Origin of the sequence: Pantoea sp. GD03673 (genome assembly GCF_029844725.1) — a bacterium.
Lineage (GTDB): Bacteria > Pseudomonadota > Gammaproteobacteria > Enterobacterales > Enterobacteriaceae > Pantoea.
Map to the genome: position 1 here is coordinate 153,784 of NZ_JAOCKJ010000001.1, position 24,295 is coordinate 178,078.

A 24,295-nucleotide genomic window follows, 5' to 3' on the forward strand; every position below is an offset into this window, starting at 1 on the left:
TGCAGCCTGTCAGCGCAGCAGCGCCGGGCGTTTTGCGTTATAAGACCAGTTATCGATCAGAAACTGCATGCCCAGCGCATCGTTACGATTTTTATCCGGCAGCGAATGATAAAGCGCGTGAGCCGCTTCAACCCGCGTCATATTCAGGGTGATGCCCAGCCCCGGCCCCTCTGGCAGCTCCAGGTGTCCATCCCGAATCTGTGGCGCATCCTGCGTCAGCTGTTGTCCATCCTGCCAGATCCAGTGCGTATCAAAGGCCGTCAGGCGATCGCCTGGTGCAGCAGCGCCCAGGTGCGCCACCATCGCCAGTGACACATCAAAGTGGTTATTAGAATGGCAGCCGGTGGTCAGACCCCACTCATGACAGAGCTGAGCCACCGTATGCGCATTGCGCATCGTCCAGAAGTGCGGATCGGCCAGCGGAATATCGATAGCATTGAGCTGCAACGCATGCTGCAACTGTCGCCAGTCATTGGCGATCATATTCGTGGCGACCGGAATACCGGTGGCCCGTTTAAACTCGGCCAGGGTTTCCCGGCCGGAATAACCCTGCTCCGCGCCGCACGGATCTTCCAGATAGGGAATGCGACCCGCCAGCTGTTTACCATAATAAATCGCCTCGTCCAGCGACCAGCTGGCATTGGGATCGACCGTGACCCGCGCCTGCGGAAAACGTTCGAGCAGGGCGTTAACGGTTTCGACCTCGACGTCGCCGTGATGTACACCCCCTTTGAGCTTGAAATCGCGGAAGCCATAACGTTCGGCTGCGGCCTCCGCCAGCCGCACTACGCTTTTGGTGTCCATCGCTTTTTCATGCCGCAGCTGCAGCCAGGCATCGCCGCCAGCCTGGCCTGGCTGATAGTTCATGCTGGTCAGGTTGCGGTCAGCGATATAGAACAGATAGCCAAGCACCGGCACGCGATCGCGCTGTTTGCCGCTGGCAAGTAACTCGGCAACCGGCAGATTCAGGTGCTGGCCCATCAGATCAAGCAGCGCGGCTTCAATCGCCGCAGTGGCATTGTAGAATTTTTCCGGGTTCATCTGCGGAATGTGGATGTCATCGGTATGCGCGGTCTGCTGATGTCGTGCATCACTGGCAAAAAGGGTGGCGATGGTCGCATTCAGTCGCAGCAGTTCGCTGCCCTCAATCTGTGAGCGAAAACGTTCAAGCAGCGCCAGCGTTGACGCGTGACAGGGGCTTTCGCCAACGCCTGTGCGGCCTGCCGAGTCAGTCAGGATCACCAGGATGCGGGTAAAGTAACAGTTGTGCGCGCCGCCAATGTTCAGCAGCATGCTGTCATATCCGGCGACCGGCACGACCCGCATTGTTTTAATGACTGGACTGTCTGACATGTTGATTCTCCAAAGGATCGAGGGACGGCGGGGACGGCCTGCGACGCAGCAGCAGCCACAGACCGGTCAGCAGCGAAACGCTGGTGAGGGCATAGAGGCCGCCGGTGGTGGAGCCGGTCTTCATCTCCAGATAGCCAAACACCGTCGGCGCGAAAAAGCCGCCAAGATTGCCCACTGAATTCACCAGCGCAATACCCGGCGCGACAATAGAGGCGGGTAGCTCACCCTGAGGCATCGGCCAGAAAAAGGTCGCGCTGACTTTCGAGCCGATACAGGCCACGATCATCGCCAGGAAGCCAAACCACGGAGAACCCAGCGTGGCCATAAACGTGCCGCAGGCTGCCACCAGCATGGCGACGCCCAGCGCTTTATCCAGTCTGTCGCGGTGGCGGTCTGAAAAGCGGCTCAGCAGATTGATGGCGATAAGGCGCACAGCCACGGCACAGCGGTAAGCATCCCGATGCCAAAGCTGCTGAAGCCCTGAATGCGCTGAATAATCTGCGGCAGCCAGAACACCAGCGTATAGCCGGTCATGGTCATCGTGAAGAAGAGGGCGCAGAAGAACAGCAGGCTGCGATTGCGCAACAGCGACATTTTGCCCGGCTCGCGGTTCAGCGCGTCACGCTGTGCCTCCTCATGATTAAGCTGTTGCACCAGCGCCTGTTTCTCCGCATCACTCAGCCAGCGCGCATCAGCAGGACGCGATACCAGTACCCAGGCAGCGAGAATGCCGACCAGCACCGAGGCACCACCCTCAATAAACATCACCCATTTCCAGCCCGCTATCCCTGAAAAATTGTGCATCATCAGGATTGCGCCGGTAATCGGCCCGGAGAAGAGAAACGCGCCCGCCGTAGCGCTCAGCACCATCGCGGTGGCCCGGCCGCGCCAGGCATTCGGCACCCACTGACGGAAATAGAACAGCACGCCAGGAAAGAAACCCGCTTCGGCGACGCCGAGCAAGAAGCGCAGCAGGTAAAACTGGATGGGCGAGGTGACAAAGCCGGTCATGACCACCACCGTGCCCCAGGTAATCATGATGCGGGTCAGCCAGACGCGTGCGCCAAAGCGCTTCATCATCATATTGCTCGGCACTTCAAACAGCGCATAGCCGATGAAAAAGAGGCCCGCACCCAGACCGAAGGCGGCGGCGCTGATCCCGGCATCGGTGCGTAGCTCGGCTTTAATGAAACCAATGTTGGCGCGGTCGATCTGATTGATGATCAGCATTACCACCAGCATCGGAATGATGTGGGTGAAGAATTTTTTGATGGCGGAGGCGATCAGCTCATCGTGCTGCGGGGACAGGGCGCTATCCATCGATCTTCCTCATGAGAAACGTAAAGAAGAGCAAAGTGTAGGGCGCTGAAAAGGCGGGCTCTATGGGCATCCGCCCAGGACCGGATGGGCGTCCGGCCTGGGCGGTTGTGTTATCAATATGTTACTGGAAAAGCAAGGCGCAGCGGCTGAGCAAAACTGTGGCGGCGATCAACATCACAAAGCCGCTCCTTCGCTGAGATAACAGCATAGCGTGCAGAAACGGCACGGAAAGGTGCGCCGGTGTCAGCCGCTTAACTGACGACGCAGGGCAATCTCTTCGGCACGCAGCAGCAGCGCCTGCAAATCATCCTCGTCAATATCCAGCAGTTCACCATCCTGTAACGCCTGATGCAGATCGGCACGCGTCAGCGGAACCGGCATGGCGACGGGCTCAGGTTTAACCTCTGCGGGAGCCAGCGGATGTGGATAGCGGCGACCGGCCAGATTGTTTAACAGCAGGGCCAGCAGCGCCAGCGTCAGCGAATTCAGCAGGATCGGCGTCAGAACAAAGTGATAGCCCAGCTGTTGTACTGAAGGCCCGCCCAGAATCGCGGTCAGGGCCACCGCGCCGCCGGGCGGATGCAGGCAGCGCAGCTGGAACATCAGCAGAATCGCCACACAGGCCGCAATACCGCAGGCGATGGCCGGATCGGGTATCAGATTGCTGACCGTGACGCCCGCCAGCGCTGACAGGCTATTGCCGCCGACGATTGCCCAGGGCTGAGCCAGCGGACTGGCAGGCAGACCAAAGAGCAACACCGCCGATGCGCCAACCGGGGCGACAAACCACAGGTTGAGTTCGCCCAGCACCCAGTGGCTCAGCAGGCTGGTCAGCACCAGGCCAGTGCCCGCACCCAGTGCGGCGATCATCACATGCTTTTTACTCACGGCCAGCGGATGCGGCCAGAGACGCGCCAGAAACAGGCGCAGAGGATGCCTTCCTGCAGAAGGGCTTTTGTTCATTACGTTACTCACCGGGTCATAACATTTTCTTATCGTCAGGGCGGCGATTTTCCATCATCAACGTCAATGTAACAACCCGACAAACTGTGCCGGTATTCGGGCGGGCCGTGGCGGCCGGAGAAAGTGCAGGAAAGGGGGAAAGCAGCGGTTTAGGCCCGACAATAAAAAACCCGCCGCAGCGGGTCTTTCATCAGTGATCACTCGACTTTGTCGGGATACTCGCAGAGATCTTCAATCAGGCAGGAGCCGCAGCGGGGTTTACGCGCCACGCAGGTGTAACGGCCGTGGAGAATCAGCCAGTGGTGGCAGTCAACCTTATAGGCCGCTGGCACCACCTTAAGCAGCTTCTGCTCCACCTCTTCCACATTTTTACCGGGCGCAAATTTTGTCCGGTTGCTGACGCGAAAGATATGCGTATCAACGGCAATGGTCGGCCAGCCAAAGGCGGTGTTAAGCACCACATTGGCAGTTTTACGGCCCACGCCGGGCAGGGCTTCCAGCGCCGCGCGGTCTTCCGGCACCTCGCCGTTGTGCTGCTCAAGCAGAATGCGACAGGTCTTAATCACGTTTTCCGCTTTGCTGTTAAACAGGCCGATGGTTTTGATGTATTCCTTTACGCCCTCTACGCCCAGCGCCAGCATGGCGGCAGGCGTATTGGCAACCGGATAGAGTTTTGCGGTGGCTTTGTTCACGCTGACATCGGTCGCCTGTGCGGAGAGCAGCACCGCAATCAACAGCTCAAACGGCGAACTGAAGTTCAGCTCGGTGGTCGGATGCGGATTATTCTGCTGCAGCCGGTGGAGAATTTCGGTGCGTTTTGTCTGATTCACACGGCTTTCCCGGCTACGCCCTGAGGGGCCGCGGTTTCAGCCGCCTGCGCGCGCAGCGCTGCACGCTGCTTCATCTTCTGATCGATCAGGTATTTGCCCGCCAGCATCATGCCCAGGCCGATAAACGCGCCCGGCGGCAGCATCGCCAGCAGCATCGGCGAGTCGAAATGAACCACTTCAATCCGCAGCGATTTTGCCCACGGGCCAAGCAGCTGGTCGGCACCGTTAAACAGCGTGCCGCTGCCGATAATTTCGCGCAGCGATCCGAGCACGACCATGGCGCAGGTCGCACCCATGCCAATGGCAAAGCCATCCAGCGCCGCGAGCGGGATACTGCTTTTAGAGGCGACGGCTTCAGCACGACCCACAACGATGCAGTTGGTCACGATCAGCGGGATAAAAATCCCTAGCGACTGATAAAGACCGTAGGCATAGGCGTTGATCAGCATCTGCACGCAGCTCACCACCGAGGCGATGATCATTACATAAATCGGGATACGAATTTCCGACGGCACCCAGCGGCGCGAGGCGGAGATAAAACTGTTGGTCAGCGTCAGCACCAGCGTGGTCGCCAGCCCCAGGCCGAGCGCATTGGTGGCCGTTGCGGTGACCGCCAGCAGCGGGCAGAGGCCCAGCAGCTGCACCAGCGCCGAGTTATTCTTCCACAGTCCACCAACCAGCAGACTTTTAGCTTCACTCATTTGTGTCTCCACATGCCGGTAACGAAGAGAGTTTCTCCGGAAGCGTTTTCATCAACAGCGCGGTGCGTTTGGTTGCATTCACCACCGCGCGTGGGGTAATGGTGGCACCGGTAAACTGATCAAAGTCGCCGCCATCTTTTTTCACTGCAAAGGATTTATCCGCCGGGCCATGCACCACTTTGCCGTTAAAGCTGTTGATCCAGTCAGAAATACGCAGTTCGATCTTATCACCCAGGCCGGGTGTTTCATGGTGTTCAATCACCCGCACGCCCAGTACTTTACCCTGGAAATCGGCACCGACCAGCATCTGTATCGCACCAGAATAGCCATCCGGGGCGGTTGTCTCCAGTGCCGCCGCGACCGGCTGACCCCCTTTACGCGCCAGAAAGAGATGATGCGGGGCACTGTTACCCAGCGCTGCATCCGTGACAACGTAACAATCCTGTTGGATGTTGTTGTCATACAGCGCAGTGGGCACCACCTGATCCAGCAGATTTTTCTGCTGCAACTGCGTCTGGTGTTCCACCGTCGGCTTCGTCACGGTATTCACAACCGCCGTAGCCGCCGTGGTGATCGCGGCGAAAACCGCCAGCGTGACGCCATTTTTGCGAATCGTCTCCAGCATCGCTTAATCCTTCTGATGGCCGTAAACACGCGGCTGGGTGTAGTAATCAATGAGCGGTACGCAAATGTTCGCCAGCAGCACAGCAAACGCCACGCCATCCGGATAGCCGCCAAAGCTGCGTATCAGCCAGACCAGCAGTCCAATCAGTGCGCCATAGACGAGTCGGCCACGGTTAGTTGTCGACGCGGTCACCGGATCGGTAGCAATAAAGAAGGCCCCTAGCATAGTGGCACCCGAGAAAAGATGAATCAGCGGGCTGTTGAGCGACGCTGGTGAGAAGAACCAGCCCAGCGTGGCGCAGAATGCCAGTGACAGCAGCATGGCGGCAGGGATGTGCCAGCGAATCGCATTTTTCCACAGCAGGAACAGGCCGCCCACCAGATAACCGACGTTAACCCACTGCCAGCCGAGGCCAGCCAGCACGCCGCTGTAAATCGGCTGCGCCAGCAGATGTTCGGCACTGTGACCGGCGCGTAAGCCGGTTTTGAAGGTATCCAGCGGCGTCGCCTGACTGATGCCATCGACCCCCATCTGCAACTGCTGCATGGTATCGCCCGCCAGCGTATGCCCCCGGAATACCATACTCAGACTGTCCATCAGGCCCGGTTTGATTGCCTGAAGCGTGTCAGGTGGCAGCCAGCTGGTCATCTGCACCGGGAAGGAGATCAGCAGCACAACATAGCCGACCATCGCCGGGTTAAACGGGTTCTGGCCCAGTCCGCCATAGAGCTGCTTAGCAATGACCACCGCAAACAGGGTTCCGATCACCACCAGCCACCACGGTGCCAGTGGGGGCAGGCTGATACCGATCAGTATGGCGGTCAGCAACGCGGAGTTATCCGCCAGCGTGCTGGCAACCGGTGCTTTGCGAAGCCGCAGAATCGCGGCTTCGGTCAGCCAGGCCGTCAGCGTCGCCAGAATGACCTGCAAAACGGTGCCGTAGCCAAAGAAGTAACACTGAGCAGCAAAACCGGGCACCGCCGCCAGCACCACCAGCAGCATGATGTTGCCGGTGCTGCGGCGATTATGAGTATAAGGAGAACTTGCGATACGAAAAGCCATTTAATCCTCAAGCGTCGTAGACGACTGCGCTTTACGCGCTTTGGCACGGGCGATGGCTGCGGCAATAGCGGCCTTACGCGCATCATCGGGTTGATTCAGTTCAGGTGCCTGTTCCGGTTCAGCATTGGCATTGTTGGCCTGTTCCTGAGCCTGCTCCGCGCTCTCTACTGCAAAGTGTGCGGCGGTGGCGAGCGCTGCTGCGTTACGGGAAGCGGCATCGGCTTCACTTTCAGCCTGGGCGGCTTTCTTCGCTTTGGCACGGGCGATAGCGGCCTGAACGGCGGCTTTACGCGGGTCGGTTTCAGGGGCGGCGTCCGGTGCAGCTTCAGCAGCAGCGTCCGGCACGGCGTTATTAACGCTCTCCGATACAGCCGGAGCCGTCGTATCAGCGCCGTCAGCCTGGGCGGCTTTTTTCGCTTTGGCGCGGGCGATAGCCGCCTGCACGGCAGCTTTACGCGGGTCGGTTTCTGCGGCGGCGTCGGGCGCAGCGGCGGCAGTGCTTTCCGGTGCGGCTTTCTTCGCTTTGGCGCGGGCGATAGCCGCCTGCACTGCGGCTTTACGCGGATCGGTTTCAGCGGCAGCGTCAGGCGCAACGTCGGCAGTGCTCTCCGGTGCGGCCGGTGTTGCTGCATCAGCGCCATCAGCCTGGGCGGCTTTTTTCGCTTTGGCGCGGGCGATAGCCGCCTGCACCGCGGCTTTACGCGGGTCGGTTTCTGCGGCGGCGTCGGGCGCAACGTCGGCAGTGCTTTCCGGTGCGGCCTGTACTGCTGCGTCAGCGCCGTCAGCCTGGGCGGCTTTCTTCGCTTTGGCGCGGGCGATAGCCGCCTGCACCGCAGCTTTACGCGGGTCGGTTTCAGGAGCGGCGTCGGGCGCAGCGGTGGCTGTGCTCTCCGGTGCGGCCGGTGTTGCTGTATCAGCACCATCAGCCTGGGCGGCTTTTTTCGCTTTAGCGCGGGCGATAGCGGCCTGCACCGCAGCTTTACGCGGATCGGTTTCTGCGGCAGCATCGGGCGCAGCGGCGGCAGTGCTTTCCGGCGCGGCCGGTGTTGCTGCATCAGCGTCTGCTGGCGCCTCAGCCGGTGAGACTTTCTTTGCTTTTGCGCGGGCAATGGCCGCTTCAACCGCCGCTTTACGGGGATCGACTGACTGACGCGTCACCGGCTGCGTTTCAGCCTGCGCTTCGGCCTGACGCAGACGCGCCTGCGCATGGCGGGCTTCACGCTGGGCTTCAAGGGTCGCCGCATCCGGCTCAGCGGCCTGACGGGTTTTCACCCGCGCTTTGGCTGCCGCCAGCTCACTGGTATCCGTCAGGGCTACACGCTGTTTCGCCTCTTCATGACGCGCTTCACGCGCCTGCTTTTCACGCTCCAGTCGCGCCTGACGCGCTTCAAAGCGGGCTTTGGCTTCCAGCGTGCGTTTCGCTTCCAGATCGATGGCACGCAGTTCCGCTTTTTCCTGGCGGTAATATTGCACCAGCGGGATATTACTCGGGCAGACATAGGCGCAGGCACCGCATTCGATGCAGTCATCAATATGATGGGCACGCGCTTTATCGTGATCGCCGCCCTGGCTGTACCAGAAAAGCTGCTGCGGCAGCAGTTTGGCGGGACAGGCATCGGCACAGGCGGAACAGCGAATGCAGGATTGCTCTTCGTCGTTGTTGCCCATCTCACTGGCAGACGGCGCAAGAATACAGTTGGTGATCTTCACCACCGGCACATCCAGCGATGGCAGCGTAAAGCCCATCAGCGGCCCGCCCATGATCACCATCTGGCGCGGCGCAGGCGTAAAACCGACGTGATGCAGCAGATGGCTGATTGGCGTACCAAGGCGGCTCCAGACATTACGCGGCTGGGCAATCGCCTCGCCGGTCAGCGTCACCACGCGTTCGGTGATCGGTTCACCATTGATAATCGCCCGTTTAACCGCCCAGGCGGTGCCGACGTTCTGCATCAGCACGCCAATATCGGTCGAACGCCCGCCATGTGGCACTTCCATGCCGGTCAGAATACGGGTCAGCTGTTTGGCACCCCCTGAGGGATACTTGGTGGGGATCACCCGGATGTGCAGATCGCGCTCGCTACCCAGCGCCTGTTTCAGTGCGGCAATTGCGGCAGGTTTATTATCTTCAATGCCAATCAACACCTGCTCTGCCTGGAGCACCCAGGCGAGAATGCGGCTCCCTTCCAGCACTTCGGCGGCGTAATCCTGCATCAGGCGATCGTCAGCGGTGATGTAAGGTTCACACTCCGCTGCATTGATAATCAGGGTTTTAACCCCGCGCAACCCGCCTTTCAGCTTGGTGGCGGTAGGGAAGCCCGCGCCGCCCAGACCCGCGATGCCCGCATCGTGAATGCGCTGCACGATGTCGGCGCGTGGGTGCTGACGATAGTCTGGCAGGGGATCGAGCGGCATCCAGCGGTCATCGCCATCGGGCGTCAGAAAGAGGCAAAGCTCTGACAGACCTGAAGGGTGCGCGGTCATATGCTGACCGATATCCTCAATGACACCGGAGGTGGGCGCATGCACCGGTAACATCCGGCCCGTGCCAAAGGTCAGGGGCTGACCGCGCAGCACCCTGTCGCCGGGCGCAACGCAGATCTCGCCTTCGTGTCCGATATGCTGTTTCAGCGGGATAACAAAACGGTGCGGCAACGGCAGTTCGCTGAGCGGCGTGCCGTTAGACTGGGTTTTCATTTCCGGCGGATGAATGCCGCCCTGAAAATCCCAGACCTTCTCTTTTTTCAGGAAGTTAAACAGATTAAGCATGAGTTTCTACCGGGATCACCCGTACAGGAATGGTATTCAAATCCCACTTCCAGTTAGCTGGCGTGGTCGCGACCGGACGCATTTCAATACAGTCAGTCGGGCAGGGCGCGACACAGAGATCGCAGCCGGTGCAGACATCGCTCAGCACGGTGTGCATGGCGCGGGTGGCCCCGACAATCGCATCCACCGGACAGGCCTGAATACATTTGGTGCAGCCAATGCAGTTGGCCTCATCGATAAACGCCACGGTGCGCACCGGCTCTTTTGCCGTTTCATCGCCATCAATCGGCTGCGGTTCAACGTTAAGCAGCGCAGCCAGCTTGAGCATGGTCTGTTCACCGCCCGGCGCGCATTTATTGATCGCTTCACCGTTGTTGCCGACCGCATCGGCGTAGGGACGGCAGCCAGGGTAGCCGCACTGCCCGCACTGACTCTGCGGCAGAATGGCATCTATCTGCTCAACGATAGGGTCTTCTTCGACCTCAAAGCGGCGCGAGGCGTAACCCAGCAGGGCACCGAACACCAGGCTCAGTGCACTTAAAACGGCAACAGCAATCCAGATCGCGGTCATCAGAATTTCACCAGACCGCTGAAGCCCATAAAAGCCAGCGCCATCAGGCCCGCCGTAATCAGGGCGATGGAATTGCCTTTAAACGGGGCAGGCACGTTGGCCAGCACCAGCCGCTCACGCATGCCAGCGAACAGCACCATGACCAGGGAGAAGCCGATAGACGCGCTGAAACCATACAGAGCGGCCTGCATAAAGGTGTGGTTGAGGTTAACGCTCAGCAGAGGCACGCCCAGCACCGCACAGTTGGTGGTGATCAGCGGCAGGAATATCCCCAGCAGGCGATAGAGCGACGGGCTGGTTTTACGCACCACCATTTCGGTGAACTGCACGACGACAGCGATCACCAGGATATAGGCCATCGTACGCAGATAGACCAGATCCAGCGGCAGCAGAATAAGATGGTTGACCAGCCACGCGCAGATAGAGGCCAGCGTAATCACGAATGTCGTGGCAAGGCCCATGCCAATCGCCGTTTCCAGTTTTTTGGAAACGCCCATAAAAGGACACAGGCCGAGAAACTTCACTAATACGAAGTTGTTCACCAGCACGGTGCCAATAAAGAGAAGGAGATAATCGGTCATTTTTTCGCCTGGGAGCCAGAAAGCGGCTTATTATCATTGATAGCGCGGCGTATCTCAACACCCGCACCTGCCGCAGAGCGGCAGACCGCACTCAGAATTAAATTCCTGACATCACTCACAGCATTACGGCGCGATAAAGGTCGATTTTACCCGCTTTGAGCGTTTGAAATAGGGCGCAAACACCGCAGCGGCCAGCAGCGACAACAGTAACGTCTGAAGGGCACGGCTGTCGGCAACCGGCGTAAAAGCAAAGGTTTTCAGCGCCAGCAGCACAGTTATCAGCAGCCAGAGCAGATAGTGGCGCGGTAAGCGACGGGAGCGCTTGAAGAAAAGCCAGCTGATCCAGAGGCTGTAGGCCCAGACCGCCACGGCGGTAAGCAGCGAAATGGCCCAGTAAGAGAGGAGAGTGCTGCCGTGTGAAAACAGCGCCACACGCCATTCTGCATTAAAGAGAGGGGTCAGATACATCGCCAGCACCAGAACGGTGGTTAACAGGGTCATTATCAGCCAGGCCAGCGGCAGCAAAAGCCAGCCACCAATACGCGGCGCAGCAACCTGTTCATTCATCGTGGTTATTCCTGTCTCAGGGAGTTGAAGCGCAGCAGAATAACATGTCCAGAGGGGCACGCCCATCCGGACAAGATCAGAGGTAAACGCCATTATTCAGCCGGAAATCACACCACGTAGCGCCACACCGTTTTTGGGACACAGCCAAGATCATATAACCGTCCGCCAGAAACCAGTTCAGCACGGCGGTGATCGGCAGCCCGATACATATTGATGATTTCCATATCATTCGTAAGGGAGTAGTTAAGGTGGTCGAAAAGCTTTTCCAGACTGTCTGAATTATTTACTTTGCGGAATTTAAGCAGGTAATCGTGCGCAGTCATCATTGCCATAACAGATAGAAGTACAAAGGAGTGCTCAGTATAGGGTGCAAGCCAGGGCTGTCCAGATCGGGCGGATTAAAAAAGGCGAAAATCAGACTAAAACACCCTACCAGCCATTAAAAGTCCAAATGTGCTACTTTAATTGCTGTTTGCGACAGCCTGCGGATGAAATGAACGTAAATGGCACGCTAACCCATTGACGCCCAAGCCGGAACAGCGCGTTAAACAGGCATCTAAAATATTATTTATCATCCCTTCAGGCCAGCCGGTGAGTCAGTGCCTTCTTTCTGGCATTTTCAGCCCGGATAAAATGTCTCTTTAACGACCCCGCTCAGAGAAACGTTTCGCGAAAGAATGGCCGCCGCAAACGACTGTGCGGGCAATCACAAATCCCATTTTTTGTTCTTCGCAAACCGGATAACCCGTTTTGTACGCCTGCCTGTAATCGTTTCCAGTGGCATTAAGCATAAGCGATTCTGTTTATTACAATTATTTAACGGTCATTGTTTTATTTTTCAGCTGTTTTATCCATAACACGCTGCCCGGAAAACCCGCCACGCCGCACGTAACCCCTTTAAATTGCTCTGTTTTGTGAAGTGTGTCGCCATTATGCACGCTTTTTTAGTCCAGTCTAAGCAGGCTCTCTACCCTAAACAGCAAACGCCTTTCAGAGGATTAAAAACTATGTGGAAACGTTTACTTCTGACCACGCTGGTCAGCGCCGCGTTAACCGGCCCGGTGCTCGCTGCAGATATGACGGTTGGCTTCTCGCAGGTAGGTTCGGAATCTGGCTGGCGTTCGGCGGAAACCAACGTCGCGAAAAGCGAAGCCAAAAAACGCGGCATCACCCTGAAAATCGCCGACGGACAGCAGAAGCAGGAGAATCAGATCAAAGCGGTCCGTTCGTTTATTGCTCAGGGCGTTGATGCCATTTTCATCGCGCCAGTCGTGCAGACCGGCTGGGAGCCTGTTCTGGAAGAAGCGAAAGAGGCCAAAATCCCGGGTTACCTGCTGGACCGTGCCATCGTGGTGAAAGACAAATCGCTTTATCAGGCGGTGGTGACGGCTGACAACGTTCTGGAAGGCAAGCTGATTGGCGACTGGCTGGTGAAAACCGTGGGCGACAAGCAGTGTAACGTGGTGGAACTGCAGGGCACGGTCGGTGCCAGCGTCGCAATCGATCGTAAGAAAGGCTTTGCTGAGGCGATTAGCAATCATCCAAACATTAAAGTGATCCGTTCGCAGTCCGGTGACTTTACCCGCAGTAAGGGTAAAGAGGTGATGGAGAGCTTTATCAAGGCAGAGAACAACGGCAAAAACATCTGCATGGTTTACGCGCACAACGATGATATGGCCATCGGTGCCATTCAGGCGATCAAAGAAGCCGGTCTCAAACCGGGCAAGGACATTCTGACGGGGTCGATTGATGGCGTACCGGATATCTACAAAGCGATGCTGGCAGGTGAGGCTAACGCCAACGTGGAGCTGACGCCGAACATGGCTGGCCCGGCGTTTGATGCGCTGGAGAAATTCAAAAAAGATGGCACGCTGCCGCCAAAAGTGATCAAGACCGAGTCGAAGCTGTTCCTGCCTGCCGACGCGCAGAAGGAGCTGGATAAGAAAAATGGTATGGGTTACTGATTCACTGACCCGCCACAGACCAGCCGCAGACCGCCCTACGGGGCGGTTTTTCATGACGTAAGGCGGAGTGAGCAGAATGACCACGCAAATTGAATCACCGCTGTTATCCATCAGCGGCGTCAGCAAAGGTTTTCCCGGCGTCAAAGCGCTGAGCGACGTTTCCTTTGATATCCGTAAAGGGGAGATCATGGCGCTGCTGGGGGAGAACGGTGCCGGGAAATCGACGCTGATCAAGGTGCTGACCGGGGTTTACAGCCGTGACGCAGGCACCATTACTCTGAATGGTGCGCCGATTACACCGCATAATACCGCCCAGGCGCAGGAGATGGGCATCGGCACCGTCTATCAGGAAGTGAATATGCTGCCGAACATGTCGGTGGCGGATAACCTCTACATTGGCCGTGAGCCGCGCCGCTTTGGCATGATCGATCGCCGCCGGATGGTGCGTGATGCCGATGCGCTGATGCGTAACTACGGTTTTTCGCTTGATGTGACACGCCCGCTGGGCCACTACTCGGTGGCGATGCAGCAGATTATTGCCATCTGCCGCGCGGTGGATCTTTCAGCGCAGGTGCTGATCCTCGATGAGCCGACAGCCAGTCTGGATGCCAGCGAAGTTGAGATGCTGTTTACCCTGATGGCGCAGTTAAAAGCCAAAGGGATGAGCCTGATTTTCGTGACCCACTTTCTTGACCAGGTGTACCGCATTACCGATCGCATCACCGTGCTGCGAAACGGACAGTTTATCGCTACCCGAGATACTGCCACGCTGCCGCAGATTGAGCTGATTAAGCTGATGCTGGGTCGCGAACTGCTGGAGACGGCGTTGCAGCGGCAGGGCAGTACGCTGCGCAGTCATCAGCCGGTGGTGTCGTTTGAAGATTACGGCAGGAAGGGCACGATAGAACCCTTTAACCTGGCGGTACGGCCCGGCGAAGTGGTGGGACTGGCCGGTCTGCTGGGGTCGGGGCGCACCGAAACCGCCGAGGTTTTGTTTGGTATTCGCCGCGCCGATCGCGGGACCGCGAAGATCAAAGGCAAAGTGCAGCGGATTACCAATCCGGCGAAAGCCTCACAGCTGGGCATGGGATTTTGCCCGGAAGATCGCAAGACTGACGGCATTATCGGTGCCGCCTCCGTTCGGGAAAATATTATTCTGGCGTTGCAGGCACAGCGCGGCTGGTTACGGCCGATTAAAAAGCGCGAGCAGCAGGCCATTGCCGATCGTTTTATTAAGCGTCTCGGCATCCGCACGCCGCACGCTGAGCAGCCGGTGGAGCTGTTATCGGGCGGCAACCAGCAGAAGGTGCTGCTGTCGCGCTGGCTGGTCACGAAACCGCAGTTTTTAATCCTCGACGAACCGACGCGCGGTATTGATGTGGGCGCGCACGCCGAGATTATCCGTTTAATTGAATCCCTGTGCGCCGATGGTCTGGCGCTGCTGGTGATCTCCTCTGAACTCGAAGAGCTGGTCGGTTATGCCGATCGGGTGTTGATCATGCGCGATCTGAAGCAGGTGGCAGAAATTCCACTGGAGCAGCTTTCGGTGGCGTCGATCGTGAATGCTATCGCAGACGGAGGGGCAAAACATGCTTGAGTCGCCTATGACATCTGAAAAACCGCCACGGCGTAAGCTGAAGTTTCCGCCAGGCATGCCGCAAATCGCTGCGCTGCTGCTGGTGCTGTTGATTGACAGTCTGGTAGCCAGTAATTTTTTTGCCGTGCATTTGCAGGATGGCCGTCTGTTCGGCAGCCCGATCGATATTCTTAACCGTGCGGCCCCGGTTGCGCTGCTGGCGATTGGGATGACGCTGGTGATCGCCACCGGCGGCATCGATCTGTCCGTCGGTGCAGTGATGGCGATAGCCGGGGCGACCGCGGCCACGCTGACCGTCGCCGGACACGGTGTGCCGTTTATTATTCTCGCCACACTGGGAACCGGTTTAGCCTGTGGGGTGTGGAATGGGGTGCTGGTGGCGCTGCTGCGTATTCAGCCGTTTGTTGCCACGCTGATTCTGATGGTCGCCGGGCGCGGTATCGCTCAGCTGATTACGCAGGGCCAGATTGTGACGTTCGACAGTGACAGTCTTGGCTGGTTTGGTAACGGTTCGCTGTGGATGTTGCCGGTTCCGGTCTGGATCACGCTGGTGGTTGCGCTGGCGGTCTGGCTGCTGACGCGCAAGACCGCGTTGGGTCTGTTTATCGAAGCGGTGGGCATTAATCTGCGGGCGGCCCGCAATGCGGGTGTCACCGGCTGGCTGGTGGTGATGTCCACCTACGCGATCAGTGGCGTCTGTGCCGCCGTGGCGGGCCTGATCGTCGCGGCGGATATTCGCGGCGCGGACGCCAATAACGCCGGTTTATGGCTGGAGCTGGATGCGATTCTCGCCGTGGTGATCGGAGGGGCATCGCTGATGGGAGGCCGCTTTAATCTGGTGTTGTCGCTGATTGGCGCGCTGATTATTCAGTCGATGAATACCGGGATTCTGCTTTCTGGCTTCCCGCCTGAGCTGAATCAGGTTGTGAAAGCGGTGGTGGTGATGTGCGTGCTGTTGCTGCAGTCACCGCGGTTTATTGCGATGTTAAAACGGAGACGCCCGACATGATTAAACGTCATCTTCCGCTGATGATCACCTTACTGGTGTTTGTGGCGGGTTACCTGTTTTGTCTGAGTCAGTTTCCGGGCTTCGCCTCTACCCGGGTGATCTGCAATATTCTGACCGATAACGCGTTCCTCGGGATTATCGCCGTCGGCATGACTTTTGTGATTTTATCGGGCGGTATCGATCTTTCGGTTGGCGCGGTAATCGCCTTTACCGGTGTGTTCCTGGCGCGGGCGATTGGTGATTTCCATGTCGATCCGCTGCTGGCGTTTGCGCTGATTCTGTCACTGGGTGCGTTGTTCGGTGCCATGATGGGCTGGCTGATTGATGCACTGAAGATCCCGGCATTTATTATTACGCTGGCAGGGATGTTTTTCCTGCGCGGCTGCAGTTATCTGGTGTCGGAGAACTCAATCCCAATCGATCATCCGTTTTATACCCTGCTGTCCAGCCTGGCGTGGAAAGTGCCGGGCGGAGGGCGTCTTAGCCTGCTGGCGGTGATTATGCTGGTGGTAGTGCTGGGCGGGATTATTCTGGCGCACCGCACGCGCTTCGGTAACCAGGTTTACGCCATCGGTGGCAATCTGACCTCCGCGCAGCTGATGGGCGTTTCAACCCGTGCGACCACCATTAAGATTTATATGCTTTCCACAACGCTGGCGACGCTGGCTGGCATTGTTTTTTCAATCTATACCTCGGCAGGTTATGCGCTGGCCGGGCTGGGTGTGGAGCTGGATGCGATTGCATCGGTGGTGATTGGCGGCACGCTGTTGTCGGGAGGTGTCGGTACGGTGTTGGGCACCCTGTTTGGTGTGCTGATTCAGGGGCTGATCCAGACCTGGATTAATTTCGACGGCACGCTGAGTTCGTGGTGGACCAAGATCGCCATCGGCATTCTGCTGTTTGCGTTTATCGCGCTGCAGCGGTTACTGACGGTGATCTGGGATCGTCAGCAGAACGCGCCGGTTAAGCGAATCCCTGGCTGAGTCGTGAATGTCCTGGTCAAAGGCGGCGCTGAGGGGCCGCCTTTTACTGCGCCAGATGCAGCACCATCACCGTGACGTCTTCCCCCGCTATGTGCCGCTGTTCTGCCGCCTGCCATCCTGCACGCTGATAGTACGCCTGCTTGTCGGGGGTGTAGAGCCAGAGTGCGTTAATCTGCTGCTGTTTCGCCTGGCGGATCGCCTGCTGAATCAGGGCGTTTGCCACGCCCTGACCCCGGAATTTTTTATCCGTTACCACTTCACCTAACCAGTATTCCCTTGCCGCAATGTCATCCAGTTCATAACGAATAACGCTGCAGGTAGCGACCACCGTTTCGCCATCCGGCGAGGCGATAAGGGTAAATTCTGCCGAGGCAGGCTTGTTACGCTGTGTTAAGCGATTGAGGATGGTGGGCTGATGTGACCATGCAGGAAGATGTGACCATTCAGTGTGCAGCAGTTGTGCGGTTTGTGAGGCGTAGCCGGGATGCTGGTTCAGGTCGGCAATGTGCATGGCGCTGGCACCTTTGTTTTGTCGGGCACTTAGCAATACAGGCTGGCGGGGGAAAGTGCAATATCATGAAAGGGTTGAGTTAAAGCAAAGAGCCGGTTGCTGTCTTGTAAAACAGGGAAACAATCGCTGTTGGATTTGGGTGCAGGGTCAGGAAAGGTATGCCTGATCGCAAAGGATTCCCGCATCCATGCGGACCGGCCGCGCCATCCCTGGCACGGACGCTTTGCTCTTCAGGCATACCCTTCCTTCCCGGCTGGGCTTGATCATTGCTGTAGGAAATCCGTGCGGAATTGTGAGGAAGGAGGGGATGACGGGAAGTGGAGTAAAGCATCCGCCGCATGGACAAAAACGCCGGGAGCGTTTTTGAACAACGCGAAGCGTTGGCCCGCTTGCGGGCGAGCCTCATGGATGAGGGGAGTCGTCCGGCGGCCGAGCCTGCAGGGATGTATTTACGGCGACTTTACGCAACGCCCGCCATTCCCGACTGAAGAGCACTTATTCTCTGACAAACGGCGCCTTTACGCCTTTGCATCTCTCTTTTCACAGAGTCGTAAGGCGCCAATAATCACGAATTAACGTTTCAGACGGTAGTACGCTTCATTCCAGCGCAGCGCATCTTTAAACGCGGGAAGGCTGGTGTGCTCATCAATCACCAGCACCTCAATATCGTTCATCTCACCGTACAGGTACATATCGTCGAGCGTCAGCGCCTGACTGAATACGGTATGGTGTGCGCCGCCACCGAGAATCCACGCTTCGGAGGCCGTTGCCAGTGACGGCTGGGCTTTCCACAGGGCGCGGGCAACCGGCAGCTTCGGCAGGGGTTTCGGCTGTTCGATAGCATCCACCACGTTCACCAGCAGACGGAACCGATCGCCCATATCAATCACGCTGGCGTTAACTGCACGACCCGCTGGCGTTGAGAAGATCATGCGTGCCGGATCGGCTTTATCACCAATGCCCAGGAACTGCACATCGATTAAGGGTTTCTCTTCAATGGCGATGGACGGGCAGACCTCCAGCATGTGCGAGCCCAGCACCAGATCGTTGCCGGGTGAGAAGTGATAGGTGTAATCCTCCATGAATGAGGTGCCACCTTTGCGGTCGCCAGCCAGCACTTTGAAAATGCGCAGCAGCGCTGCGGTTTTCCAGTCACCTTCGCCTGCGAAGCCATAACCCTGACCCATCAGACGCTGAACGGCCAGACCGGGCAGCTGCGTCATGCCATGCAGCGTCTGGAAGTTAGTGGTAAAGGCGTGGCAGCCTTCCGCTTCCAGAAAACGCTTCAGACCCAGCTCGATGCGGGCGGCATCCAGCACGTTCTGACGTTTTTCACCGCCGGAGGCAGCAACATCCGTAAAGCGGTAAAGGCTTTCATATTCGTCGATGAGCGCATTCACGTCGCCATCGCTGACGCCATTGATCACCTCAACCAGATCGCCGATGCCCCAGCCATTCACTGAATAGCCGAACTGAATCTGTGCGGCGACTTTATCGCCTTCGGTCACGGCCACTTCACGCATGTTGTCGCCAAACCGGGCCACTTTCAGCTGCTGGCTGGCCTGTTTCGCCAGTGCCGCACGCATCCAGTTGCCAAGACGCTGCTGGCTGGCGCTATCTTTCCAGTGACCGGTTACCACGCTGTGCTGCAGGCCCATACGCGCGCCGATGAAACCGAATTCACGGCCGCCGTGCGCCGTCTGGTTCAGGTTCATAAAGTCCATGTCCATGCTGTCCCACGGGATCTCAGCATTGAACTGGGTATGGAATTGCAGCAGCGGCTTATTCAGCACGCTCAGGCCGCCAATCCACATTTTGGCCGGCGAGAAGGTGTGCAGCCAGGTGATGATACCGACACACTCTTTGTCGTAGTTGGCATCACGGCACAGGGCCAGCGCTTCATCCGGTGACTTCACCAGCGGTTTCAGCTCCAGACGCAGCGGTAAACCGGCCTGGTTCAGCCCCTCGACGACCTGACGTGCATTCTGTTCAACCTGGCGTAACGTTTCCGCCCCGTAGAGGTGCTGCGTGCCAATGACAAACCACACGCTGTAGTTGTTTGACTGTTCCATAAACCACTCCTTTACTTTGAGCCTACCCAATAGGCTATGTTTTTTGTCCGTCCGGACCCGGCAGTGCTCACAATCCTCACGCACTCCGTGTGCGCCTGCTTGTTTCGCGCTGTCCGAGTCCGGACTGCCTGCAACAATTACGCCTGGCGAGATAGGCTCGTAGCGGAAGCGGGGCGAGCGGCGTATTGCGGTTCTGCCGTCACGCACCATTGTTGATAGCGTTGATAAAGTTGCTGATAGCGGGCGACACGCGCCGGATCGGGTTGCAGCGTCACGGCAATCGGGCTGGCCATGACCTGCTGTGCATCGGGAACGCTGGCGTAAACCCCGGCGGCGACGGCGGCGAAAATAGCCGCCCCCAGGGCACAGCACTCGTCAGAGGCGACGATATCCAGTGGCCGGTTCATCACATCGCAGCAGGCCTGCATGATTGCCGGGGATTTCCGTGCAATACCGCCGAGCGTCAGAATGCTCGCGACCGGGATCTGCTGCTGCTCGAAACACTCCATAATGGCGCGTGCGCCAAATGCAGTGGCGGCGACCAGTCCGCCAAACAGTGCGGGGGCATCGGTGCCCAGATTCAGATCGGTAATGACCCCTTTCAGCCGCTGATTGGCATTCGGGGTGCGGCGACCGTTGAACCAGTCCAGCACCACCGGCAGATGGTCGAGCTGCGGATTAGCGGCCCAGGCCTCGGTGAGATCTTTGATGAGGTTCTTTTGCATCTCAGCCAGCTGGGGCTTCAGCGCCGGATGCTGCTGCGCCGCCAGCTGTAACGGCCAGCCCAGCAGACGGCTGAACCAGGCGTAGATATCACCAAAGGCAGACTGACCCGCCTCCAGCCCGATAGCGCCAGGCATGACGCTGCCATCCACCTGACCACAAATGCCCTTGATGTCGCGATCGCCGACTTTCTCCGCATCCGCAATCAGGATGTCGCAGGTCGAGGTGCCAATCACTTTCACCAGCGTGTAAGGTTTTGCTCCGCCACCGACCGCGCCCATATGGCAGTCAAAAGCACCGCCGGACAGCGTCACGGTCTGCGTCAGGCCCAGACGCTGCGCCCACTCGGGACTGAGCGTGCCAACCGGCAGATCGGCAGTCCAGGTCTCAGTGAATAACGGCGAGTCCAGCTGTTGCGTTAACAGCGGGTCGAGTGCATTGAGGAAATCGACATCGGGCAGGCCGTTCCAGTCGTTGTGCCACAGCGCTTTGTGCCCGGCCGCACAGCGACCACGGCGCAATTTGTCAGGTGCCGTGGTGCCGCTTAACAGGGCAGGCACCCAGTCGCACAGCTCGACCCAGGAGACGGCGGCATCACGCACGGCTGCATCTTCACGCGACACGTGCAGAATCTTCGCCCAGAACCACTCAGAGGAATAAATTCCGCCGATATAGCGGCTGTAATCCTGAAAGCGGCCGCTGTGGCACAGCTGATTAATCTCTTCTGCTTCTTCTATAGCCGTATGATCTTTCCACAGCACAAACATCGCGTTGGGGTTTTCAGCGAATTCAGGACGCAGCGCCAGCACGTTGCCGTCGCGATCGATGGGCGCGGGCGTAGAGCCGGTGCTGTCAACGCCAATGCCGACCACCGCGTTGCGCTGATCTTCACTCAGTGCATTCAGTACGCCGAGCAGCGCCTGCTCCATCGCGTCGATGTAATCCTGTGGATGGTGACGAAAACGGTTGGTGTGCGGGTCGCTGTATAAGCCCTGTTGCCAGCGCGGATAGCTGCATACCGCACTCTGCAGCTCGTTGCCGCTATGACAATCCACGGCCAGCGCACGCACCGAATCACTACCAAAGTCCAGCCCAAGGGTGATGGCTCCAGCACGCATCGGAATCTCCTGTAGTTAGTTAACTCCTGTATCCTGGGTTCGGCGCGCCGGAACAGTTAGTCATCGCTGGCTGACAATATGCACTTTTCTGTCATCGACAGTGATTTTGTGATCCATTGCAAAAGTTAAGGTCCGGTTAAATTTGCTGAATATATGGATCATTTTGTCGTGATTTTAAGATGTGATACCGCTCTACATTTTTCTTCGCTAATACCGCTAAAACTAGCCCAGCGTCTGGACAGTCTGTCAGCACCTGCCAGCCTAACGCACTGATTTATGGCTGTACCCACAAAACAAAACAAACTGGTAGCGTTTACACCGATTCGTTATTAGCAGCGAAAAATAACCTGGTACCGGAGAGCATCATGCATAAATTCACTAAAGCATTCGCGGCCATCGGCCTGGCAGCGGTTATGTCACAATCCGCTATCGCCGAGACCATGAAGCTGGGTTTTTTAGTCAAACAACCAGAGGAACCCTGGTTCCAGACTGAATGGAAATTCGCCGACAAAGCGGGCAAAGATCTGGGCTTTGAGGTCATCAAAATTGCCGTGCCGGACGGTGAAAAAACCCTGAACGCCATCGATAGCCTGGCGGCGAACGGCGCGAAAGGGTTTGTTATCTGTACGCCCGATCCGAAACTGGGCTCCGCCATCATGGCCAAAGCCCGCGGCTACGGTCTGAAAGTCATCGCAGTTGACGATCAGTTTGTCACCGCCAAAGGCAAACCTATGGACACGGTGCCGCTGGTGATGATGGCCGCCACCAAGATTGGTGAGCGCCAGGGCCAGGAGCTCTATAAAGAGATGCAGAAACGCGGCTGGGATGTGAAAACCACCGGCGTGATGGCGATTACCGCAAACGAACTTGATACCGCGCGTCGCCGTACCGGCGGCTCAATGGACGCCATTAAAGCGGCGGGCTTCCCGGCCGCGCAGATCTACCAGGTGCCCACCAAATCCAACGATATCCCTGGCGCGTTTGACGCCGGTAACTCCCTGCTGGTTCAGCATCCTGAAGTTAAACACTGGCTGGTTGTCGGCATGAACGACAACACCGTGCTGGGCGGCGTGCGTGCGACCGAAGGTCAGGGCTTCAAAGCGGCTGACGTTATCGGCATCGGCATCAACGGCGTTGATGCCATCAGTGAGCTGTCGAAAGACAAGGCGACAGGTTTCTACGGTTCGCTGCTGCCAAGCCCGGATATCCATGGCTACAAAAGCAGCCAGATGCTCTACAACTGGGTCAGCAAAGGTGAAGAGCCACCGAAATTCACCGAAGTTACCGATGTGGTGCTGATCACCCGTGACAACTTCAAAACTGAACTGGCGAAAAAAGGACTGATGTAAGCCTGAGCCTGTCGGGCTGTCCGCAGCCCGGCATCCTTAATAGCCGTTTTCGCGCCGCCCGCTGTAACCGGCTGGTGGCGCGAAAGAGTGAGGACCAGCATGAACACTGATTCAGCATTTCTGTCGTTTCATGGCATCAGTAAAACGTTCCCTGGCGTGAAAGCGTTGCAGGATATCTCCTTCGACTGCCGTGGCGGTGAAGTCCATGCGTTGATGGGCGAGAACGGCGCAGGCAAATCGACGCTGTTAAAAATACTCAGCGGCAGTTATCAGCCGAGCGGCGGTGAGATTCGCATCAAAGGCAAACCCATGAGTTTTCAGCGCACCACGGATGCGCTGGACGCGGGCGTTGCCATTATTTACCAGGAACTGCATCTGGTACCGGAAATGAGCGTGGCAGAGAACATCTACCTTGGTCAGATCCCGCACAAACATGGGCTGGTCAACCGTAAGCTGATGCGCTTTGAGGCGGGCCTGCAGCTGAAAAATCTGGGCATGGATATCGACCCGGACATGCCGCTGAAATACCTGTCGCTGGGACAGTGGCAGATGGTCGAGATAGCCAAAGCGCTGGCGCGTAACGCACGCATTATTGCCTTTGATGAGCCAACCAGCTCCCTGTCGGCACGTGAAATCGACAACCTGTTCCGCGTCATACGTCAGCTCCGCGAGGAGGGCCGGGTGGTGCTCTACGTTTCACACCGTATGGAAGAGATTTTCGCCCTCAGCGATGCCATCACCGTCTTCAAGGATGGCCGCTACGTGCGGACCTTTACTGACATGGCTAACACCCATCACGACGACCTGGTGCAGGCGATGGTGGGACGTAACCTCGGTGATATCTATGGCTATTCGCCGCGTGCCAAAGGCGAGGTGCGGCTGGAGCTGGACAAGGTTGAAGCGAAGGGCGTGCGGACGCCGATTTCGCTGAAAGTCCACGCCGGTGAAATCGTCGGGCTGTTTGGTCTGGTCGGTGCCGGACGCAGCGAGCTGCTGAAAGGGTTGTTTGGCGGCACGCGTCTGCGCGGCGGTCAGGTGATCCTCGACGGCAAACCGTTGCCGCTGCGGGAGCCCATCGACGCCATCCGTGCGGGCATCATGCTCTGCCCGGAAGATCGCAAAGCCGAAGGAATTATTCCGGTGCATTCGGTGCGCGACAACATCAACATCAGTGCCCGTCGTCACAACCTGACCGCGGGCTGCCTGATCAAAAATGGCTGGGAAAACAAAAACGCCGACAGCCACATACGCTCGCTGAACATCAAAACGCCCAGCGCCGATCAGCTGATCATGAACCTTTCTGGCGGGAACCAGCAGAAGGCGATTCTGGGACGCTGGCTGTCAGAAGAGATGAAAGTGATCCTGCTTGATGAGCCAACACGCGGCATTGATGTGGGGGCCAAACATGAAATTTATAACCTGATTTATCAGCTGGCGAACCAGGGCATTGCGGTGCTGTTCGCCTCCAGCGATTTACCGGAAGTGATGGGCCTGGCCGATCGCATCGTGGTGATGCGTGAAGGTGCCATTGCCGGTGAACTGCTGCACGACGACGCCACGGAGCAGCAGACGCTGAGCCTGGCGATGCCCAAAACCACTCAAGCGGCCGCCGTGGCCTGACAGGAGA

At 57.8% G+C, this 24,295-nt stretch carries 20 protein-coding genes and 1 pseudogene; 6 read left to right on the plus strand and 15 right to left on the minus strand.

Annotated elements, in window-relative coordinates; all coding sequences use genetic code 11:
- Window positions 1-9: 9 nt before the first annotated feature.
- The 12 genes and pseudogenes from N5J69_RS00745 to ydgT all read right to left on the minus strand — a co-directional run bounded on the left by N5J69_RS00745 (window position 10) and on the right by ydgT (window position 11,665).
- Window positions 10-1,353, minus strand: coding sequence for an enolase C-terminal domain-like protein (locus N5J69_RS00745; protein WP_279767401.1), 1,344 nt, complete (start codon window positions 1,351-1,353; stop codon window positions 10-12).
- Window positions 1,331-2,673 (minus strand): annotated as a pseudogene (locus N5J69_RS00755) (MFS transporter). The gene N5J69_RS00745 and the pseudogene N5J69_RS00755 overlap by 23 nt, the downstream one beginning before the upstream one ends.
- 243 nt (window positions 2,674-2,916) lie before the next feature.
- On the minus strand, window positions 2,917-3,636 hold the full coding sequence (locus tag N5J69_RS00760) for an HPP family protein (RefSeq protein WP_279767409.1): 720 nt from the start codon (window positions 3,634-3,636) through the stop codon (window positions 2,917-2,919).
- A gap of 197 nt (window positions 3,637-3,833) precedes the next feature.
- Window positions 3,834-4,466 (minus strand): endonuclease III, encoded by a 633-nt coding sequence (nth, locus tag N5J69_RS00765; protein ID WP_279767411.1) that lies wholly within the window; start codon window positions 4,464-4,466, stop codon window positions 3,834-3,836.
- Complete coding sequence (locus N5J69_RS00770) at window positions 4,463-5,167, minus strand: electron transport complex subunit E (protein WP_279767413.1); 705 nt, start codon at window positions 5,165-5,167, stop codon at window positions 4,463-4,465. The genes nth and N5J69_RS00770 overlap by 4 nt, the downstream gene beginning before the upstream one ends.
- Complete coding sequence (gene rsxG / locus N5J69_RS00775; protein WP_279767414.1) at window positions 5,160-5,792, minus strand: electron transport complex subunit RsxG; 633 nt, start codon at window positions 5,790-5,792, stop codon at window positions 5,160-5,162. Before rsxG ends, N5J69_RS00770 begins: the two co-directional genes overlap by 8 nt.
- 3 nt (window positions 5,793-5,795) lie before the next feature.
- Window positions 5,796-6,854: an electron transport complex subunit RsxD gene (gene rsxD, locus N5J69_RS00780; RefSeq protein WP_279767416.1), complete on the minus strand. Its 1,059-nt coding sequence runs from the start codon at window positions 6,852-6,854 to the stop codon at window positions 5,796-5,798.
- Window positions 6,855-9,623: an electron transport complex subunit RsxC gene (gene rsxC, locus N5J69_RS00785; protein ID WP_279767417.1), complete on the minus strand. Its 2,769-nt coding sequence runs from the start codon at window positions 9,621-9,623 to the stop codon at window positions 6,855-6,857.
- On the minus strand, window positions 9,616-10,194 hold the full coding sequence (gene rsxB / locus N5J69_RS00790; RefSeq protein WP_010245386.1) for an electron transport complex subunit RsxB: 579 nt from the start codon (window positions 10,192-10,194) through the stop codon (window positions 9,616-9,618). The genes rsxC and rsxB overlap by 8 nt, the downstream gene beginning before the upstream one ends.
- Window positions 10,194-10,775: an electron transport complex subunit RsxA gene (rsxA, locus tag N5J69_RS00795; protein WP_150009952.1), complete on the minus strand. Its 582-nt coding sequence runs from the start codon at window positions 10,773-10,775 to the stop codon at window positions 10,194-10,196. Before rsxA ends, rsxB begins: the two co-directional genes overlap by 1 nt.
- 123 nt (window positions 10,776-10,898) lie before the next feature.
- Window positions 10,899-11,342, minus strand: a complete 444-nt coding sequence (locus N5J69_RS00800; RefSeq protein WP_279767422.1) for a DUF2569 domain-containing protein — start codon at window positions 11,340-11,342, stop codon at window positions 10,899-10,901.
- Window positions 11,343-11,449: 107 nt separating this feature from the next.
- Window positions 11,450-11,665: a transcription modulator YdgT gene (gene ydgT / locus N5J69_RS00805; protein WP_033782999.1), complete on the minus strand. Its 216-nt coding sequence runs from the start codon at window positions 11,663-11,665 to the stop codon at window positions 11,450-11,452.
- 684 nt (window positions 11,666-12,349) lie between these two features.
- On the opposite strand from ydgT, the gene ytfQ reads away from it, so the two are divergent.
- The 4 genes from ytfQ to yjfF all read left to right on the plus strand — a co-directional run bounded on the left by ytfQ (window position 12,350) and on the right by yjfF (window position 16,895).
- A complete protein-coding gene (ytfQ, locus tag N5J69_RS00810; RefSeq protein ID WP_279767429.1) occupies window positions 12,350-13,306 on the plus strand; it encodes a galactofuranose ABC transporter, galactofuranose-binding protein YtfQ in 957 nt (318 codons plus the stop codon).
- Between the two features lie 76 nt (window positions 13,307-13,382).
- Window positions 13,383-14,903: a sugar ABC transporter ATP-binding protein gene (locus N5J69_RS00815; RefSeq protein ID WP_279767431.1), complete on the plus strand. Its 1,521-nt coding sequence runs from the start codon at window positions 13,383-13,385 to the stop codon at window positions 14,901-14,903.
- Window positions 14,896-15,912, plus strand: a complete 1,017-nt coding sequence (gene ytfT / locus N5J69_RS00820) for a galactofuranose ABC transporter, ATP-binding protein YtfT (RefSeq protein ID WP_279767433.1) — start codon at window positions 14,896-14,898, stop codon at window positions 15,910-15,912. The genes N5J69_RS00815 and ytfT overlap by 8 nt, the downstream gene beginning before the upstream one ends.
- Window positions 15,909-16,895, plus strand: coding sequence for a galactofuranose ABC transporter, permease protein YjfF (gene yjfF / locus N5J69_RS00825; protein ID WP_279767435.1), 987 nt, complete (start codon window positions 15,909-15,911; stop codon window positions 16,893-16,895). Before ytfT ends, yjfF begins: the two co-directional genes overlap by 4 nt.
- Before the next feature lie 43 nt (window positions 16,896-16,938).
- On the opposite strand, the gene N5J69_RS00830 is transcribed toward yjfF, so the two are convergent.
- The 3 genes from N5J69_RS00830 to N5J69_RS00840 form a co-directional block, all read right to left on the minus strand.
- Window positions 16,939-17,406: a GNAT family N-acetyltransferase gene (locus N5J69_RS00830; protein ID WP_279767438.1), complete on the minus strand. Its 468-nt coding sequence runs from the start codon at window positions 17,404-17,406 to the stop codon at window positions 16,939-16,941.
- Between the two features lie 572 nt (window positions 17,407-17,978).
- The gene (araA, locus tag N5J69_RS00835) at window positions 17,979-19,478 is read right to left on the minus strand and encodes an L-arabinose isomerase (protein ID WP_279767439.1); all 1,500 of its coding nucleotides are present in this window, start codon (window positions 19,476-19,478) and stop codon (window positions 17,979-17,981) included.
- A 137-nt stretch (window positions 19,479-19,615) separates the two neighbouring features.
- The gene (locus N5J69_RS00840; RefSeq protein ID WP_279767440.1) at window positions 19,616-21,319 is read right to left on the minus strand and encodes a ribulokinase; all 1,704 of its coding nucleotides are present in this window, start codon (window positions 21,317-21,319) and stop codon (window positions 19,616-19,618) included.
- Window positions 21,320-21,684: 365 nt separating this feature from the next.
- Between N5J69_RS00840 and N5J69_RS00845 the strand changes: the two genes are divergently transcribed.
- Window positions 21,685-22,668 (plus strand): arabinose ABC transporter substrate-binding protein, encoded by a 984-nt coding sequence (locus N5J69_RS00845; RefSeq protein WP_279767442.1) that lies wholly within the window; start codon window positions 21,685-21,687, stop codon window positions 22,666-22,668.
- Window positions 22,669-22,767: 99 nt separating this feature from the next.
- A complete protein-coding gene (gene araG / locus N5J69_RS00850) occupies window positions 22,768-24,288 on the plus strand; it encodes an L-arabinose ABC transporter ATP-binding protein AraG (protein ID WP_279767444.1) in 1,521 nt (506 codons plus the stop codon).
- Window positions 24,289-24,295: the final 7 nt, after the last annotated feature.